This is a genomic window from Brevibacterium siliguriense, from assembly GCF_900105315.1.
In the GTDB taxonomy this organism is placed as follows: domain Bacteria; phylum Actinomycetota; class Actinomycetes; order Actinomycetales; family Brevibacteriaceae; genus Brevibacterium; species Brevibacterium siliguriense.
Genome location: NZ_LT629766.1, coordinates 2,495,049 through 2,510,006 on the forward strand (window position 1 = coordinate 2,495,049; position 14,958 = coordinate 2,510,006).

Sequence of the window (14,958 nt, forward strand, 5' to 3'; positions counted from 1 at the left end):
GAAGAAGGATCATTATGTCCACTCTCAAGATCGAAGACCTGCACGTCGGTGTCAACACCGAAACCGGCCTCAAGCCCATCCTCAACGGCATCGACCTCGTCATCAACTCCAACGAGACCCACGCCATCATGGGCCCCAACGGCTCCGGCAAGTCGACCCTGGCCTACGCCCTGGCCGGCCACCCCAAGTACGAAGTGACCTCCGGTTCGGTCACCCTCGACGGTGAGGACGTCCTCGAGATGTCCGTCGACGAGCGTGCCAAGGCCGGACTGTTCCTGGCCATGCAGTACCCCGTCGAGGTTCCCGGCGTGACCGTGACGAACTTCCTCCGTTCGGCCAAGACCGCCATCGACGGTGAGGCTCCGAAGCTGCGCAATTGGACCAAGGACCTCAAGCAGGCCATGGAGAACCTCCGTGTGGATCCCGCCTTCGCCTCGCGCAACGTCAACGAAGGCTTCTCCGGCGGCGAGAAGAAGCGTCACGAGATCCTGCAGCTCGAGATGCTCAAGCCGAAGTTCGCCGTCCTCGACGAGACCGACTCCGGCCTCGACGTCGACGCGCTGCGCATCGTGTCCGAAGGCGTCAACCGGGTTAAGGACGCCACCGACGTCGGCATCATGCTCATCACCCACTACACGCGCATCCTCAACTACATCAAGCCCGACCACGTCCACGTGATCATCAAGGGCAAGGTAGCCGAGGAAGGCGGACCGGAACTGGCCGAACGCCTCGAGAACGAAGGCTACGACCGCTTCTTCACCGCCGGCGTCTGATGTTCTCACGTCTGAGGGGCGACTTCCCGATCCTCGATGTGAGGGTGGGGGAGTCGCCGCTGTCGTATCTCGACTCGGGAGCGACATCGCAGAAGCCGCAGTGCGTCATCGACACCTTCGTCGAGTACTTCCAGCAGCGCAACGCCGCCGTCCACCGAGGTGCGCACTCCCTGGCCGTCGAGGCCACCGACGCCTTCGAGAACGGTCGGATCGCCGCTGCCGGACTCGTCGGCGGGGCACCGGAGCAGGTGTGTTGGACGAAGAACGCGACCGAGGCACTCAACATCGTGGCCCTCGGCATGGATCGGGCCAGCCACGGCTTCGGGGGAGACGACGCAGAACGCTTCGCCCTCGTCCCCGGGGACTCGATCGTCGTGACCGAGATGGAGCACCACGCGAATCTCGTGCCGTGGCAGCAGCTGGCTGCCTCCACGGGAGCGCAGCTGCGCTGGCTGCCGGTCACCGACTCCGGTGAGCTCGATCTGACTGATCTCGACACGATCGTCGACGAGACGACGAAGGTGCTCGCTTTCACGCACGTCTCCAATGTCCTCGGCACGATCAACCCGGTCGACCGCCTCGTCGAACGGGCTCGTGTTGTCGGAGCGTACGTCGTGCTCGATGCTTGCCAGTCCGTGCCGCATATGCCCGTGGACTTCGTCGCCCTCGACGTTGACTTCGCCGCATTCTCGGCTCATAAGGCACTCGGCCCCACCGGTCTGGGTGCGCTGTGGGGCAAGTCCGAACTGCTCGACGCTCTGCCGCCGGTGCTCACCGGCGGATCCATGATCACCACGGTGACCATGAAGGAGACCGAGTTCATGCCCGCACCGCAGCGCTTCGAGGCCGGCACCCAGCCGGTCGCCGAGGTGGCGGCCTTCGCGACCGCGATCGGCTACCTCACCGAGGTGGGGTTGGACAATGTTCTCGAGCATGAGAAGGAGCTCGCCCGAGTCCTCCTCGACGGGATCGGGCAGATCCCCGGAATCAGCATCCTCGGCGAGGACGAAGACCGGATCGGAACTGTGGCCTTCGACGTCGACGGCGTGCACGCCCACGATGTCGGACAGTATCTCGACTCGCAGGGCATCGCCGTGCGAGTGGGCCACCACTGTGCCCAACCGCTGCACCGACGTTTCGGGGTCACCGCCTCGACGCGGGCGAGCACGTACCTGTACAACAACGTCGAAGACTGCACCCGCTTCCTCGCCGCTCTGGCGGAAGTGCGGCCCTTCTTCGGAGTCGCATGAGGAGGGGAGCGAATCGATGAGCACACAGATGCAGCAGCTCTACCAACAGGTCATCCTCGACCAGTCGCGGGCACGCATCGGCAACACCGAACTGCTCCGTGACGCCGCAGAGTCACCGCACGGGTACTCGCATCAAGTGAACCCGACGTGCGGTGATGAGATCGAGCTCGAGATCGAACTGCGTGAGGACGGCACGATCGCGGTGCGGTGGACCGGCGACGGCTGTTCGATCTCGATGGCCTCGGCCTCGGTGCTCTCCGAGCTGGCCGCCGAGTCCTCCGTCGCGCAGATGCTCGAGATCGAAGGCGCGTTCCACGAACTCATGCATTCCCGTGGGACAATGGAGGCGGATGAGTCGATTCTCGGGACGCCGCGGCGTTCACCGGAGTGTCGAAGTTCCCGGCCAGGATCAAATGCGCTCTCCTGGCATGGATGGCGTTCAAGGACGCACTCAACCAAGCACAAGCAGCTCGTGAGGAGAAACACAATGCCTGAAGTCATTGACGCACCGAAGAATGCCAGCGTCGACGAAGTGCGCGAAGCGATGATGGACGTCGTCGATCCCGAGCTCGGTGTCAACATCGTCGATCTCGGACTCGTGTACGGACTCTCGGTCGAAGACGACGGCACCGCCGTGATCGAGATGACCCTGACCTCGGCGGCCTGCCCGCTGACCGATGTCATCGAGGATCAGACCGCACAGTCGCTCGAGGGAATCGTGCCGGCTTATCGGATCAACTGGGTCTGGATGCCGCCATGGGGTCCGGAGAAGATCACCGAGGACGGACGCGAGCAGATGCGCGCCCTGGGCTTCAATATCTGAGACCATCATCGACTGAGTCGAGCAGACAGGTGTCCCCCGCAGGGACGCCGACGTTCACATCGCCGAGGCGGGGCGACCTGAGAAGGTCACCTCGCCTCGGCGATCGTCGTCGGATCCGGCATGCGTCTCCGGGAAGGGTCGCAGAGATCACCGCCCCGCGGACCGCGAACCCGAGAGCGGCGTGAAAGAATGGAATCCGACTTTCCAAGGAGAACCATTGACGATCATCGCTGCCGCCGACGGATCGGCACTCGGCAACCCCGGACCCGCCGGGTGGGCCTGGTACATCGACGACACTTCCTGGCGCGCCGGCGGGTGGAAGAACGCGACGAACAACCGCGGCGAGCTCATGGCCGTCCTCGACCTGCTCTGGTCGACCGCAGACAGCGACGACGGGCTGAAGATATACTGTGACTCGCAGTACGTCATCAACGCCCTGACCAAGTGGTTGCCGGGGTGGAAACGCAAAGGGTGGAAGAAGGCCGATGGAAAAGAAGTCCTCAATAAGGACCTCTTAGCGTCCCTTGACGAAGCGCTGAGCGGGCGGACGGTCGAGTTCGAGTGGGTCAAGGGCCACAACAACCACGAACTCAATGAGGCTGCCGATGATCGCGCACGTGCGGCCGCCACAGCTTTTCAAAAAGGCACTCCTGTGCCGGAAGGCCCCGGATACGTCCCCGCGGGGACGCCGACCGCGACGGCCGACGATGAACCGGCAGACAACCCGACGGAAACTGTTGGTCAGGACGATGTTTCCCTCCGGTCCGTGACCGCAGCAGCCGGGCCGAACACCACTGTCGTGTCCTGCCGTGTGCCGTCCTCAGTCGCAGATGAACTCGTCGCCCGGGCTCAGGCCCGCGGCATCCACCCCCAAGAATTCCTGGCCGAACTCATCGGCCGCAGTTTGGAGACAGAATGATCCAGGCCTCCGGCCTCGAAGTCGCCGTCGGCGCCCGCACCCTCATGTCCGAGGTGTCCTTCCGCGTCGACAAGGGCGACCGTGTCGGTCTCGTCGGTCGCAACGGCGCCGGCAAGACGACCCTGACCAAGGTGATCATGGGCGGACACCCAGCTCAATCCGGGTCCGTGTCGATTTCGGGCACCGTCGGCTATCTGCCGCAGGACCCTCGCAGCGGTGACCTCACCGCCACCGGAATGGAACGCATCCTCTCGGTGCGCGACCTCGACGTCCTCGTCAAACGACTGCGCAAGGCCGAACGCCAGATGGCCTCACCGGATGAGAAGGTGGCGACGAAGGCCATCGACCGCTACCCGCGAATCGAAGCCGAATTCATCGCCGCCGGAGGTTATGCCGCCGAGTCCGAAGCTTTTGCCATCGCCGCGAACCTCGGCCTCGACGAAGCACTGATCAGCCAGGAGATAGGAACGCTCTCCGGCGGACAGCGCCGCCGCGTGGAACTCGCCAGGATCCTGTTCTCCGCCCCTGACACGATGATCCTCGACGAACCGACGAACCACCTCGACGCTGAATCCGTGCTGTGGCTGCGTGACCACCTCAAGGCGTACTCCGGTGGACTGATCATCATCAGCCACGACCTCGACCTCATCGACGAAGTGGTCAACAAGGTCTTCTTCCTCGACGCCACACGTCAGACCATCGACATCTATTCGATGGGCTACCGGCTCTACCTCAAACAGCGTGAGGACGATGAGCGGCGTCGTCGCCGTGAACGTGCCAACGCAGAGAAGAAGGCCGCGGCACTCAACGCTCAGGCGAACAAGATGATGGCGAAGGCGACGAAGACCGTCGCCGCACAGCAGATGGCCAAACGTGCCGATCGACTGCTTGCCGGGCTCGAGGACGAACGCGCCACGGAGAAGGTCGCGAACCTGCGCTTCCCGGCCCCGGCTGACTGCGGTCGCGTACCGCTGACGGCCGAGGGTCTCTCACGCAGCTTTGGTTCGACCGAGGTGTTCACCGGCGTCGATCTTGCGATCGACAAGGGCACGCGAGTCGTGGTGCTCGGCTACAACGGCGCAGGCAAGACGACGCTGCTGCGTCTGCTTGCCGGACTCGACGAACCCGACTCCGGAGAAGTCGTCCCCGGGCACGGCCTCAAGCTGGGCTACTATGCGCAGGAGCACGAGACGCTCGACCTCGAGCGCACCGTGCTGGAGAACATGTCACGGAACTCTCCGCATCTCGACGACACCGCGGTGCGCAATGTGCTCGGGTCGTTCCTGTTCAGCGGTGATGATGTCCACAAACCCGCCGGGGTGCTGTCCGGCGGTGAGAAGACACGTCTGGCGCTGGCCACGCTGGTGGTCTCGAGTGCGAATGTGCTGCTGCTCGACGAGCCGACGAACAACCTCGATCCCGCCTCCCGTGAGGAGATCCTCTCGGCGATCCGCCGCTACGAGGGTGCGATCGTGCTCGTCACCCACGATGAGGGTGCGGTGTCCGCGCTCGACCCCGACCGTGTGCTGCTTCTGCCCGACGGCGATGAGGATCTGTGGAACGACACGTACCTCGACCTCGTCACGCTCGCCTGAGTTCTGCTCACCGCGGCTGGCCTGAGCCGACTCACTGAGAGCGGAAGCGCTCCTCGAACAGAGCATCCTCATCGGCTTCGGCCTGCCCGTGGATGGTGGGCGAGGCCCAGCGGTTGCGGCCGTAGCGGCTGCCCGGTTGGCTGATCTTCGCACCCGCGTCGAGGGCGGCCTTATCGATGACGACCATTTCGGCGTCGGCATCGCTGTGTTCGACCGCCTCGGCGGCGGCCTTGCGCTCACGACGGGCCGAGACCACCACGGCGATGATGATCATGATTCCGAAGGCGAACCACTGGAGCATATAGGACAGGTGGTTGCCCGGGTCGAGTTCGGGCATCGGAAGCGTGGTCAGTCCGTCTTCCGGGGCGCCACCTGTCTCTGCCGGTGAGACCTCGACGTAGACGTGCGAATAGGCGTCATCCATTCCGGGAATCCGCGCGGGATCGATGGCTTTGATGAGGCCCTTCGGGTTGTCGTCCTCGGACCCGTCCTGAGCGGGACGCAGATGAGCGACGACGGTCTGCTCGCCCTCCGGTGCCGGCGGCACGGAATCCTGTTCGGCGGTGAAGCCGCGGACGACGGCGATCGTCGATCCGCCGGTGATCTGGAACGGAGTGACCACATAGAATCCGGGCTTGTCGCCGACAGTGCGGTTTCGCGCAAGGACGGAGTCCTCGTCGGAGAACTCTCCGGTCAGCTCCACCTGGGTCCACTCGTCGGTGGTCTCGAGAGTGGAGTTCGGTGTCGGCAGCACCGAGGAGATGTCGACGGGGTCGGCAGAGTAGTTCGCGGTGATCGTGGCGATCTCCTGCTCGCGCTGATCGCGGCGATCCTTCTGCCACAGGGCGAGGAACACGCAGGCGATGATGACGATGATCGCCATGGCGATGTATTTGAGCCAGCGTGCGGAGAAGAGGAAGGAATAGCGGCTCAACCTGCATCCTCCGGGATCTCGTCGACGGAGACGTCGGTGATGAAGAAATCGCGCAGCGTCAGGAAGTCACGCAGATAGTCCAGGTGCTCATCGCAGGCCAACCACGTCTTCTTCCGCTCGGGAGTGTGGACGCGTGGGTTGTTCCACAGCAGGGCGCGGGCCGCGAACGCCCGGCATTCCTTCGCGGAACACTGCAGCTGCTCGCTCAATCCTGGTCACTCCTGTCGTCGTTGTCGTCCACGGTCTCACCGAGGATGGTCTCACCTGGAATCGTTTCACCGGGGGCCGTCTCGTCCGGAACCGTTTCGCCTTGGTCGTCTGGTCCGGATTCGTCCGCGCCGGGTCCGGCCTCGTTCGAAGCGTCACCATCGCGGTCTGTGTCATCGGCTGTCTCATCACCGACCGTCTCCCCGGAGAGGGTGTCGCCGGAGATCGTCTCACCGCGAGCCGGCGGCAACTCGGTCAGCGGAGCCTGGTCCAGCAGTGCGGAGCGATCATCGCGAGTGCGTTCGCGGCCGGCGTTGGCGAAGATCACCGCAGGGTAGGGGAGAACGACCGCGCCGGCCACGCAGATCCACATGAGGATGTGCAGGTCGGCGACGAAAGCGAAATAGGCGGCCACGAAGCAGACCGTCCTGATGCCCATGGTGATCGAATACTTGATGATCCGAGACCGCATATCATCATCAAGTGCGGTGTCTGCCGTTGTGATCTGCTGAGCGTGCCTGACCATATCCTTCTTCGATCGATGACTGCCAAACATGATACTCGTCCTTTGTGAGAGTCGTATCCATCGGCCAAAGGACAGGATAGGTTTGTCCACGATAGATTTGAAGAACACAGTCGATCAACAGGAGACCAACGTGTCAGAACCACGCACAGTCCTCGTCACCGGCGGCAACCGCGGAATCGGTCGCACCATCGCCGAGGAATTCCTCGCCCAGGGGGACAAGGTGGCAGTCACCTCCCGCAACGGTCAGGCCCCGGAAGGTGCCCTTGCCGTGGCCGCCGATGTCACCGACAGCGAATCGATTGATCGGGCGTTCACCGAGATCGAGGACAAGCTCGGACCCGTCGAGATCGTCGTGGCCAATGCCGGAATCACGGCCGACAACCTGCTCATGCGGATGAACGATGACGAATTCGAATCCGTCATCAACACGAACCTCACCGGCGCCTTTCGCACTGTCAAGCGCGGCATCACTGGCATGATCCGGGCGAAGAAGGGCCGCATCGTCCTCATCTCCTCGGTATCGGGACTCTACGGAGTGCCCGGCCAGGCGAACTACTCGGCTTCGAAGGCCGGACTCGTCGGCTTCGCCCGCTCCATCACCCGCGAGGTCGGTTCCCGCGGAATCACCGCCAACGTCGTCGCCCCGGGCTTCATCCGCACGGATATGACCGATGAGCTCAGCGAGAAGCAGCAGAAAGAATACCTATCGACGATCCCGGCCAAGCGCTTCGCCGAACCCGCAGAGGTCGCCAAGGTCGTGCGCTGGATGGCCTCGGACGAAGCCGCCTACATCTCCGGTGCCGTCATCCCCGTCGACGGCGGACTGGGCATGGGCCACTGAGTCGGAGGCCGCAGACGATGCGGCCTCGCCGGGCCACAACCCGTAGACTTCAACACAGAGACGCCGCCTGAAGCGGCGTCATGCACACGCAACCACCCTCCTTTCGAAAGGACCACCATGGGAATTCTCGACGGAAAGCGCATTCTCGTCACCGGCGTGCTCACCGAGGCCTCGATCGCCTTCGCCGCTGCCCGCATCGCACAGGAACAGGGAGCCGAGGTCATCCTCTCGAGCTTCGGCCGCCAGATGAAGATCACCCAGGTGATCGCCGAACGCCTGCCCCAGACTCCGCAGGTCATCGAACTCGACGCCACGAACGAAGAGGACCTCGCCGCTCTGCCCGAGCGCCTCGGCGGCAACATCGACGGAATCGTCCACGCCATCGCCTTCGCTCCGAAGGACGCACTCGGCGGAGTCTTCCTCGACACCCCGTGGGATTCTGTGTCCGCGGCCATCCACGTCTCGGCATACTCGCTCAAGGCCATCGCTGTGGCCGCGAAGCCCGTTCTCAACAAGGGCGCAGGAATCGTCGGTCTGACTTTCGACGCGACCATCTCCTGGCCGGTCTACGACTGGATGGGTGTGGCCAAGGCCGCCTTCGAATCGACCGCGCGCTACCTCGCCAAGTACGTCGGCGAAGACGGTGTGCGCGTCAACCTCGTCTCGGCAGGACCGCTGAAGACCACCGCCGCCACCTCCATCCCCGGCTTCGAGACCCTCGAGGACATGTGGGGCGACCGCGCGCCCCTGGGTTGGGATCAGAAGGACACCACCCCTGCCGGCAAGGCCATCGTCGCCCTGCTCTCCGACTGGTTCCCCGCCACCACCGGCGAGATGATCCACGTCGACGGCGGATTCCACTCCACCGGAGCCTGAGACAACTCATGCCTGTGCTCATCCTCGCCCGCCATGCGAAGGCGGAAGCGCACGGTCCGACCGACTTCGAGCGGTCCCTGGACGCGAAGGGTCTGGCTCAAGCGGTCGAAGCCGGAGCTGAGATAGCCGAGCGGTGGTCACCCGATGTGGTCATCGCCTCGGCGGCCCGGCGCACCGTGCAGACCGGGCAGGCCGTCGTCGAAGCAGTCAACCGCGCTCATGGAGGAACCCTCGATGAACCGGGTGACCTGACCCTGCGCGAGGATCCCTCGCTGTACTCCGGGTCCGTCGACGACTGGCTGGATGCGATCAACTCGATCCCTGCGGATGCGCAGTGCGCGTACATCGTCGGCCACCAGCCGACCGTCTCCGAGATGGTCGGCCACCTCAACCCGGAAGGTGGGGTTCCCGACGCGTTCCGTCCTTCCTCGATCGCGGTCTTCGACCTCGAGAGCTGGGACGTGAAGCCGGGCGCATACCCGGCTCCGCAGATCCGGGTCTTCCACGGGGTCTGAAGCTACACCGAGCACCGACCGATTCGACGACGACTGTGGCCCTGATGATTGATTCATCAGGGCCACAGTCGTCTTCAGTCAGTGAGACCCGTCTGTCTGGGCAGCCACGAGGTCGATCACGGCACGCAGGTCCCGGGTCTCCACGGACGCATCGGCTGCTGCGACGAGAGCCGGTTTCGCGCAGAAGGCGATTCCGAGACCGGCGGCTTCTATCATGCCGATGTCGTTGGCACCGTCCCCGACCGCCACCGAGGCGGCACGATCGTACCCGCCGGCGGCCAGCAGATCCTCGAAGATCTCGGCCTTGGCGCTCGGATCGATGACGCGGCCGTTCGTCCGCCCGGTGAGTTTCCCGTCATCGACTTCGAGTCCGTTTGCGAAGACTTCGGTGATGCCCAACCGTGCGGCCACGGGAGCGATGATGGCGGTGAAGCCGCCCGAGACGAGTGCGACCTGGCCACCGGAGGAGTGCACGGCCGTGACCAAGTCCGCGGCCCCCTCGGTGATGGTGATCTGTGCACGCACCTCATCGAGCACGGTCTCCGGCAGACCGGTCAGCAGGGCGACTCGTTCGGCCAGGGATTCGGCGAAGTCGAGTTCGCCTGCCATGGCGCGTTCGGTGATGTTCGCGACCTGATCACCGACTCCGGCGTGGGCGGCGATGAGATCGATGACCTCTTCGTTGATGAACGTCGAATCGACGTCCATGACGAGCAGCTGGACGGGGTTCTGGGAGGCGTTGGCCTGGGGCGTCTCATTCACCCCCTCATCGTAGCCACAGCCATGATGTAGTCCGCGGCCGCAGGGTGCAGCTGAGACAGCAGCGCACCGAACTGGGGCGGAGCGACCGTGGCCGGGGCCAGCACGCTGCGCATCCGGTGGTGGATGTCGAGGGCGGCGTAGATCGCTCGGGAATCCGCCTCGGTGGGGATGAGCCGGGAGATCGGGTGCAGCGTCGACAGCTCCTCCTGCCAGTCGCGCCACGGTCCCTGCCGCCATTCCTCGGGACGTCGATGGTCTCGATGAGGTTCAGGCCCTCCATCACCAGCAGGCGCAGACGCCGCAGCGCCTCCGCAGCGGTGCCGACCGTTACGGGGCGGAAGACGGTGGGTCGGCAGGCGAGGATCTCCACGTTCGCCTCGGCGCCGATGAGGGCGATCGCGGCCTGTTCGTCACCGCGGTGAAGGACAACGGGGGCGGTGTGGCGTCCGACCTTCGTCCGGGCGGTGCGATCGACCGGGGGAGTCGTATGCGGCAGGGACGGGTGGTGGAGCGCCAAGCGCGCATGGGTGATTCCATAGGCGGCAGCCTCGGCGATGAACAGCAGCAGACCGGTGGGTACGGACGAGCCGAACACCTCATCGGAGAAGATGAGAGGAACATCACGATCATCGTCGAGGAACGCAGAGGTGACCTCGTCAGGAGGCAGGGTTGAGCGCAGACGGTGGTTGAGCGCAAGGGTCAGCAGCAGTGAGTCGGTCGTGAGGTCCATGTCGAACCAGGATAGACGGCCCGTCTGCGATAGAGTCTGAGGATATGAGTGAAGTCCTGAATCTGGATTCTGTGTCCGTGCGCCGAGGGAGCAATTTCCTCCTCGACGATTTTTCGCTGACCGTCGCCGAAGGCGAGCACTGGGCGGTGCTCGGACCCAACGGTGCGGGCAAGACGACCCTGCTCGAACTGGCGGCCGGTCGCATGCATCCGACTACAGGTACGGTCAACATCCTCGAGGAGCAGCTCGGGCGCGTCGACGTGTTCGAGCTGCGTCCGCGCATCGGCTATGCGTCGACGATTCTGGCCAACCGGATTCCGAGCTCCGAAGCGGTCCTCGACACCGTGCTGACCGCCGCGTACGGCGTCACCGGACGCTGGGTGGAGGAGTACGAGCAGGACGACATCGAACGCGCCCACGATCTGCTGGCCGCGTTCCGCATCACGCATCTGGCCGATCGCACCTTCGGGACACTGTCCGAGGGCGAGCGTAAGCGTGTGCAGATCGCGCGTGCACTCATGACCGACCCGGAGCTGCTGCTCCTCGACGAGCCGGCCTCCGGACTCGACTTCGGCGGGCGTGAGGAGCTGCTCGGAGCGCTTTCGGAGATCCTGTCGTCGAAGTGGGCACCGGCTACGATCATGGTCACTCATCACGTCGAGGAGATACCGGCGGGCATCACGCATGTGCTGCTGCTGTCGGAGGGCACTGATCTGGCCGCCGGTCCGATCGAAGAGACCCTGACGGCGGAGAATCTCGCTGCCACCTTCGGCATCGACGTCAAGCTCACCCGCGACGGTCAGCGCTACCACGCACGTTCCGCTCTCTGAGCATGGAGTTTCTGGCGAACCTGAGCCTCGAACCGTGGCAGATCGGCCTCGTCATCGTCGCCGGAATCGCGGCAGGCGGCATCAACGCCGTCGTAGGCTCCGGAACGCTCATCACCTTCCCGGCGCTTGTCGCCTTCGGAGTGCCGCCGGTGGTGTCGACGATGAGCAACGCGGTCGGTCTCATCCCCGGCAACATCGCCTCCTCATTCGGGTACCGCGAAGAGCTGCGTGGTCAGTGGAAACGGATCCTCGGGTTCGTTCCCGCCTCTCTGCTCGGGTCGCTGACCGGGGCGTATCTGCTGCTGCACCTGCCCGAGGACGCCTTCGAGACAATCGTGCCTGTCCTCCTCGTCGTGGCTCTGATCATGGTCGTGGGTCAGCCGTATCTCTCGCGGTACCTGAAGCACCGGTCCCTGCGCCGAGCCGAGGCCGCCGGCGTCGAACATCGGGCCGCCTCGGTGGGAGATCGGCTGTCGACAGGTCGGTACATCGCCGTGCTCATCGTCGTCTTCCTCACCGCGATCTACGGCGGCTACTTCGCCGCGGCCCAGGGCATCATCCTCATCGCCTTGCTCGGCCTGCTGCTGCCCGATGATCTGCAGCGGCTCAACGGGCTGAAGAACATCCTCGTCCTCGTCGTCAACACGGTCTCGGCGAGCACGTACATCATCGTCGGTCACGACCGGATCAACTGGATCGCCGTGATCTGCATCGCCATCGGCTCCCTCATCGGCGGGTACTTCGGCGCCCGTATCGGCCGGAAGTTCTCGCCGGTGCTGCTGCGGGCCGTCATCGTCGCCCTCGGCCTCGTCGCGATCTGGAGGATCCTCACACTGTGAACGGAATTCAGCTGTGAACACTCCGGCAAAGGCACCCCTGACCCGTCAGCAGGTCATCGACCGGTCGGATGAACTCGGGATCGCCGTCGAGCGTCTGCGCTTCTTCGACGAAGCGGATCTGTCTGCCGGCAGCGTGGGACCCGGGAACTCTGGGGCCGGTTCGGATGACGGGCTGCAGGAGCGGCTCGAAGGAATGCGCGACTACACGCAGCTGACCGACGTCGCCCTTCGCCGCGTGCGTGAACCCGCCGAAGGCCTGTTCATCGCCGAATCCTCGAAGATCATCCGCCGCGCTCACGCCGCCGGTCTGTCACCTCGATCGTTCCTGACCAGCCCGAAATGGCTGTTCGACTTGGCCGACATCATTTCTGAGAGCGAGGTGCCGATCTTCATCGGCACTGATGCTGCCGTCGAAACACTGACCGGATTCCACCTCCACCGAGGCGCTCTGGCCGCGATGGGCCGCCCCGTCCTGGACCCGGTCGCCGCCTTGGTCGAGGACTCCCGGCGCATCGTCGTCATCGAAGACATCGTCGACCATACGAACGTCGGCGCGATCTTCCGTTCCGCGGCCGCGTTCGGCGCCGACGCCGTGCTCGTCACCCCGCGCTGCGCCGATCCGCTCTACCGCCGCTCGATCCGCGTGTCGATGGGCACGGTCTTCCAAGTGCCGTGGACTCGCATCGAGTCCTGGCCCGGTGGGATCGCCGAACTCCAGAAAGCCGGATTCCACGTCGCGGCACTGGCCCTCGACGATGATTCGGTGAGCCTGCGCGAATTCGCCTCCACCGCCCCCGAACGCACAGCCGTCGTCTTCGGCACCGAAGGCGACGGGCTGAAGAGATCGACGATCGCCGCCTGCGACTCGACCGTGATGATCCCCATGAGCGGGGGAGTGGACTCCCTCAACGTCGCAGCCGCCTCGGCGGTCACCTGCTTCGCCTTGCAGGAAGGGTGACGGTCGCCGACCGCGCTTCCCTCCGTGTTCACCTCGGGTGGAGAAGCGTTCAACTCGGATGGATAGAGTTGAGCCGAGCCGAACCCGGCTCTGAAAGCCCCGAATGAGGAGATCAGTGGACCGCAGCACTCTAGCCCTTGCCCTCGAAGCCGGACGGATCACCGGCGAAGTCGCCACCCCCAGGGAGAACAACCTCTCCCACATCCGCCGTTTCCTCGACCAGGAGCGACAGTTCGACTTCGGAGTCGAACTCACTCGGAACTGGGACTATGACTCGGTGTTCGCGCTCATGGTCGAACGCTGTGGTCTGCGGCCAGACCCCGACTTCGTCGAAGGCGTGGACACGATCTCCACCGACGCCTGCATCGACGCTTTGGAAAGACTCGCCGAGGCGGTCGGTGAGGTGACGCGGGCAGGCGGCCAGATCCTCTTCGCCACCGGACACCCTGCAGGACTCCTGCCTGTTCATATGGCAATTGCCACCGCGGCGAAAGGCGCCGGAGCGGTCATCGACACCCGTGATCACTTCATCCCGGTCCCGGAGATCGGCGGGGACGTCCGCCAGATCAACAACGTGTGGACCTGGCACCTGCACGGCGGCAGTCCGCACACGCACCTGGCCGAACCCGTGCATGCGCTGCTCGATGACATCGCCGCCCGCGGCGGATCCGCCCCCGACCTCGTCGTCGCCGACCACGGGTGGGCCGGAGCCGCCTCGAGCAGGGGACTGCGGACCATCGGTTACGCCGACTGCAATGATCCGGCGCTCTTCGTCGCCGAGGCGCAGGGGCAGATCGAAGCGACCGTCCCACTCGATGACGACGTCGTGCCGAACCTCTACGCCCCGCTCATCGACTACGTCATCGAACGAGCGGGACTGAACTGACAGGCAGCATCGGACTGACGGGCGACGCTGGACCTCCGCATGGTGCCGGACCTGGCGACTAGGTCAGTCGATGTCGTTGGCCAGGTCCTCGATCACCTCGGCGCCGGGCAGAGACGCGAGCGCGGAGCCGGAGAGAATCAGCTTGGAGCCGCGGATTCCGGAACCGATGATGAGTTCGTCGGCCTCGGCGACGCGGGAATCGATGAGCACGCGGTAGTTCTCCGGAAGTCCGATCGGTCCGATGCCGCCGTACTCCATTCCGGATTCGCTGACGGCGCGTTCGAGCGGGAGGAAAGAGGCCTTGCGGACATCGAGGAGCTTCTTGACTCGTTTGTTGACATCGGCGCGGGTGCTCGCGAGCACCATGCATGCGGCGATGCGCTCCTCGCCGCCCCGCGAACCAGCGACGAGGACGCAGTTCGCCGAGGTGGCCGGGGGCAGATCCGTGGCACCGAGAAGAGCGGCTGTGTCTGCGATCTGCGAGTCGATGGCGAAGACGTCGACATCGCCGGAGATCGTCGGCAGGGCCGTCGCGGTGGCTTCGGCGAGGAGCTCGGGCGCTTCTGCGGCCGGCTGCAGGGTGAACTGAGTGGAGATGCGTTCCTTTGTGCTCATGGCCACAGTTTAGGAGATCCGTGTCGAATCGCTTTGTCCGGACCCATCAGTTAGAATTGACTGTCGCTCCGTGTCCGGT

General features: G+C 64.6%; 18 protein-coding genes and 1 pseudogene. 13 read left to right on the forward strand and 6 right to left on the reverse strand.

Going from position 1 to position 14,958, the window contains the following annotated elements; genetic code table 11:
* Nucleotides 1-14 precede the first annotated feature (14 nt).
* The 6 genes and pseudogenes from sufC (at nucleotide 15) to BLU88_RS11030 (ending at nucleotide 5,360) form a co-directional block, all read left to right on the forward strand.
* Entirely contained in the window at nucleotides 15-773 is a 759-nt protein-coding gene (sufC, locus tag BLU88_RS11005; protein ID WP_092013683.1) for a Fe-S cluster assembly ATPase SufC, read from the forward strand.
* Entirely contained in the window at nucleotides 773-2,023 is a 1,251-nt protein-coding gene (locus tag BLU88_RS11010; protein ID WP_092013686.1) for a SufS family cysteine desulfurase, read from the forward strand. Before sufC ends, BLU88_RS11010 begins: the two co-directional genes overlap by 1 nt.
* A gap of 28 nt (nucleotides 2,024-2,051) precedes the next feature.
* Nucleotides 2,052-2,330: pseudogene (locus tag BLU88_RS19035) on the forward strand (iron-sulfur cluster assembly scaffold protein); the annotation flags it as partial.
* A 180-nt stretch (nucleotides 2,331-2,510) separates the two neighbouring features.
* Entirely contained in the window at nucleotides 2,511-2,846 is a 336-nt protein-coding gene (locus BLU88_RS11020; protein WP_092013689.1) for a metal-sulfur cluster assembly factor, read from the forward strand.
* Nucleotides 2,847-3,063: 217 nt separating this feature from the next.
* Nucleotides 3,064-3,765, forward strand: coding sequence for a ribonuclease H family protein (locus BLU88_RS19040; protein ID WP_092013694.1), 702 nt, complete (start codon nucleotides 3,064-3,066; stop codon nucleotides 3,763-3,765).
* A complete protein-coding gene (locus BLU88_RS11030) occupies nucleotides 3,762-5,360 on the forward strand; it encodes an ABC-F family ATP-binding cassette domain-containing protein (RefSeq protein ID WP_092013696.1) in 1,599 nt (532 codons plus the stop codon). The genes BLU88_RS19040 and BLU88_RS11030 overlap by 4 nt, the downstream gene beginning before the upstream one ends.
* A gap of 31 nt (nucleotides 5,361-5,391) precedes the next feature.
* Here the strand turns inward: BLU88_RS11030 and BLU88_RS11035 are convergent, their stop codons facing one another.
* The 3 genes from BLU88_RS11035 to BLU88_RS18725 are packed head-to-tail and all read right to left on the reverse strand — an operon-like array spanning nucleotide 5,392 to nucleotide 7,057.
* A complete protein-coding gene (locus BLU88_RS11035) occupies nucleotides 5,392-6,294 on the reverse strand; it encodes an SURF1 family cytochrome oxidase biogenesis protein (RefSeq protein ID WP_092013698.1) in 903 nt (300 codons plus the stop codon).
* A complete protein-coding gene (locus tag BLU88_RS11040) occupies nucleotides 6,291-6,503 on the reverse strand; it encodes a hypothetical protein (protein ID WP_092013700.1) in 213 nt (70 codons plus the stop codon). Before BLU88_RS11040 ends, BLU88_RS11035 begins: the two co-directional genes overlap by 4 nt.
* Entirely contained in the window at nucleotides 6,500-7,057 is a 558-nt protein-coding gene (locus BLU88_RS18725) for a DUF3099 domain-containing protein (RefSeq protein WP_231939364.1), read from the reverse strand. Before BLU88_RS18725 ends, BLU88_RS11040 begins: the two co-directional genes overlap by 4 nt.
* Before the next feature lie 100 nt (nucleotides 7,058-7,157).
* Here BLU88_RS18725 and BLU88_RS11050 point away from each other — a divergent pair, with 100 nt between their 5' ends.
* From BLU88_RS11050 to BLU88_RS11060, 3 genes are all read left to right on the forward strand, one after another.
* On the forward strand, nucleotides 7,158-7,868 hold the full coding sequence (locus BLU88_RS11050; protein WP_092017425.1) for a beta-ketoacyl-ACP reductase: 711 nt from the start codon (nucleotides 7,158-7,160) through the stop codon (nucleotides 7,866-7,868).
* Nucleotides 7,869-7,985: 117 nt separating this feature from the next.
* Nucleotides 7,986-8,744, forward strand: a complete 759-nt coding sequence (fabI, locus tag BLU88_RS11055) for an enoyl-ACP reductase FabI (RefSeq protein ID WP_039207537.1) — start codon at nucleotides 7,986-7,988, stop codon at nucleotides 8,742-8,744.
* Between the two features lie 8 nt (nucleotides 8,745-8,752).
* Nucleotides 8,753-9,259: a SixA phosphatase family protein gene (locus BLU88_RS11060; protein ID WP_092013702.1), complete on the forward strand. Its 507-nt coding sequence runs from the start codon at nucleotides 8,753-8,755 to the stop codon at nucleotides 9,257-9,259.
* Between the two features lie 78 nt (nucleotides 9,260-9,337).
* On the opposite strand, the gene serB is transcribed toward BLU88_RS11060, so the two are convergent.
* Both serB and BLU88_RS11070 read right to left on the reverse strand, forming a co-directional pair.
* A complete protein-coding gene (gene serB / locus BLU88_RS11065) occupies nucleotides 9,338-10,021 on the reverse strand; it encodes a phosphoserine phosphatase SerB (RefSeq protein WP_092013704.1) in 684 nt (227 codons plus the stop codon).
* A 4-nt stretch (nucleotides 10,022-10,025) separates the two neighbouring features.
* Entirely contained in the window at nucleotides 10,026-10,751 is a 726-nt protein-coding gene (locus BLU88_RS11070; RefSeq protein ID WP_231939365.1) for a hypothetical protein, read from the reverse strand.
* A gap of 44 nt (nucleotides 10,752-10,795) precedes the next feature.
* Between BLU88_RS11070 and BLU88_RS11075 the strand changes: the two genes are divergently transcribed.
* From BLU88_RS11075 to BLU88_RS11090, 4 genes are all read left to right on the forward strand, one after another.
* Nucleotides 10,796-11,581 (forward strand): ABC transporter ATP-binding protein, encoded by a 786-nt coding sequence (locus tag BLU88_RS11075; RefSeq protein ID WP_092013705.1) that lies wholly within the window; start codon nucleotides 10,796-10,798, stop codon nucleotides 11,579-11,581.
* A gap of 2 nt (nucleotides 11,582-11,583) precedes the next feature.
* A complete protein-coding gene (locus BLU88_RS11080) occupies nucleotides 11,584-12,420 on the forward strand; it encodes a sulfite exporter TauE/SafE family protein (RefSeq protein WP_092013706.1) in 837 nt (278 codons plus the stop codon).
* Nucleotides 12,421-12,433: 13 nt separating this feature from the next.
* On the forward strand, nucleotides 12,434-13,378 hold the full coding sequence (locus BLU88_RS11085; protein WP_231939366.1) for a TrmH family RNA methyltransferase: 945 nt from the start codon (nucleotides 12,434-12,436) through the stop codon (nucleotides 13,376-13,378).
* A gap of 115 nt (nucleotides 13,379-13,493) precedes the next feature.
* A complete protein-coding gene (locus BLU88_RS11090; protein WP_231939367.1) occupies nucleotides 13,494-14,264 on the forward strand; it encodes a phosphatase in 771 nt (256 codons plus the stop codon).
* Nucleotides 14,265-14,327: 63 nt separating this feature from the next.
* Here the strand turns inward: BLU88_RS11090 and BLU88_RS11095 are convergent, their stop codons facing one another.
* On the reverse strand, nucleotides 14,328-14,879 hold the full coding sequence (locus tag BLU88_RS11095; RefSeq protein WP_092013708.1) for a YbaK/EbsC family protein: 552 nt from the start codon (nucleotides 14,877-14,879) through the stop codon (nucleotides 14,328-14,330).
* Nucleotides 14,880-14,958 lie beyond the last annotated feature (79 nt).

Excerpts from the sequence above, each read along its gene's own strand:
- BLU88_RS11075 (WP_092013705.1), top strand. The coding sequence starts at position 10,796 with ATGAGTGAAGTCCTGAATCTGGATTCTGTGTCCGTGCGCCGAGGGAGC.
- BLU88_RS11020 (WP_092013689.1), top strand. The coding sequence starts at position 2,511 with ATGCCTGAAGTCATTGACGCACCGAAGAATGCCAGCGTCGACGAAGTG.
- BLU88_RS11095 (WP_092013708.1), bottom strand. The coding sequence starts at position 14,879 with ATGAGCACAAAGGAACGCATCTCCACTCAGTTCACCCTGCAGCCGGCC.
- BLU88_RS11080 (WP_092013706.1), top strand. The coding sequence starts at position 11,584 with ATGGAGTTTCTGGCGAACCTGAGCCTCGAACCGTGGCAGATCGGCCTC.
- BLU88_RS11010 (WP_092013686.1), top strand. The coding sequence starts at position 773 with ATGTTCTCACGTCTGAGGGGCGACTTCCCGATCCTCGATGTGAGGGTG.
- sufC (WP_092013683.1), top strand. The coding sequence starts at position 15 with ATGTCCACTCTCAAGATCGAAGACCTGCACGTCGGTGTCAACACCGAA.
- BLU88_RS18725 (WP_231939364.1), bottom strand. The coding sequence starts at position 7,057 with ATGTTTGGCAGTCATCGATCGAAGAAGGATATGGTCAGGCACGCTCAG.
- BLU88_RS11070 (WP_231939365.1), bottom strand. The coding sequence starts at position 10,751 with ATGGACCTCACGACCGACTCACTGCTGCTGACCCTTGCGCTCAACCAC.
- fabI (WP_039207537.1), top strand. The coding sequence starts at position 7,986 with ATGGGAATTCTCGACGGAAAGCGCATTCTCGTCACCGGCGTGCTCACC.
- BLU88_RS11030 (WP_092013696.1), top strand. The coding sequence starts at position 3,762 with ATGATCCAGGCCTCCGGCCTCGAAGTCGCCGTCGGCGCCCGCACCCTC.
- BLU88_RS11060 (WP_092013702.1), top strand. The coding sequence starts at position 8,753 with ATGCCTGTGCTCATCCTCGCCCGCCATGCGAAGGCGGAAGCGCACGGT.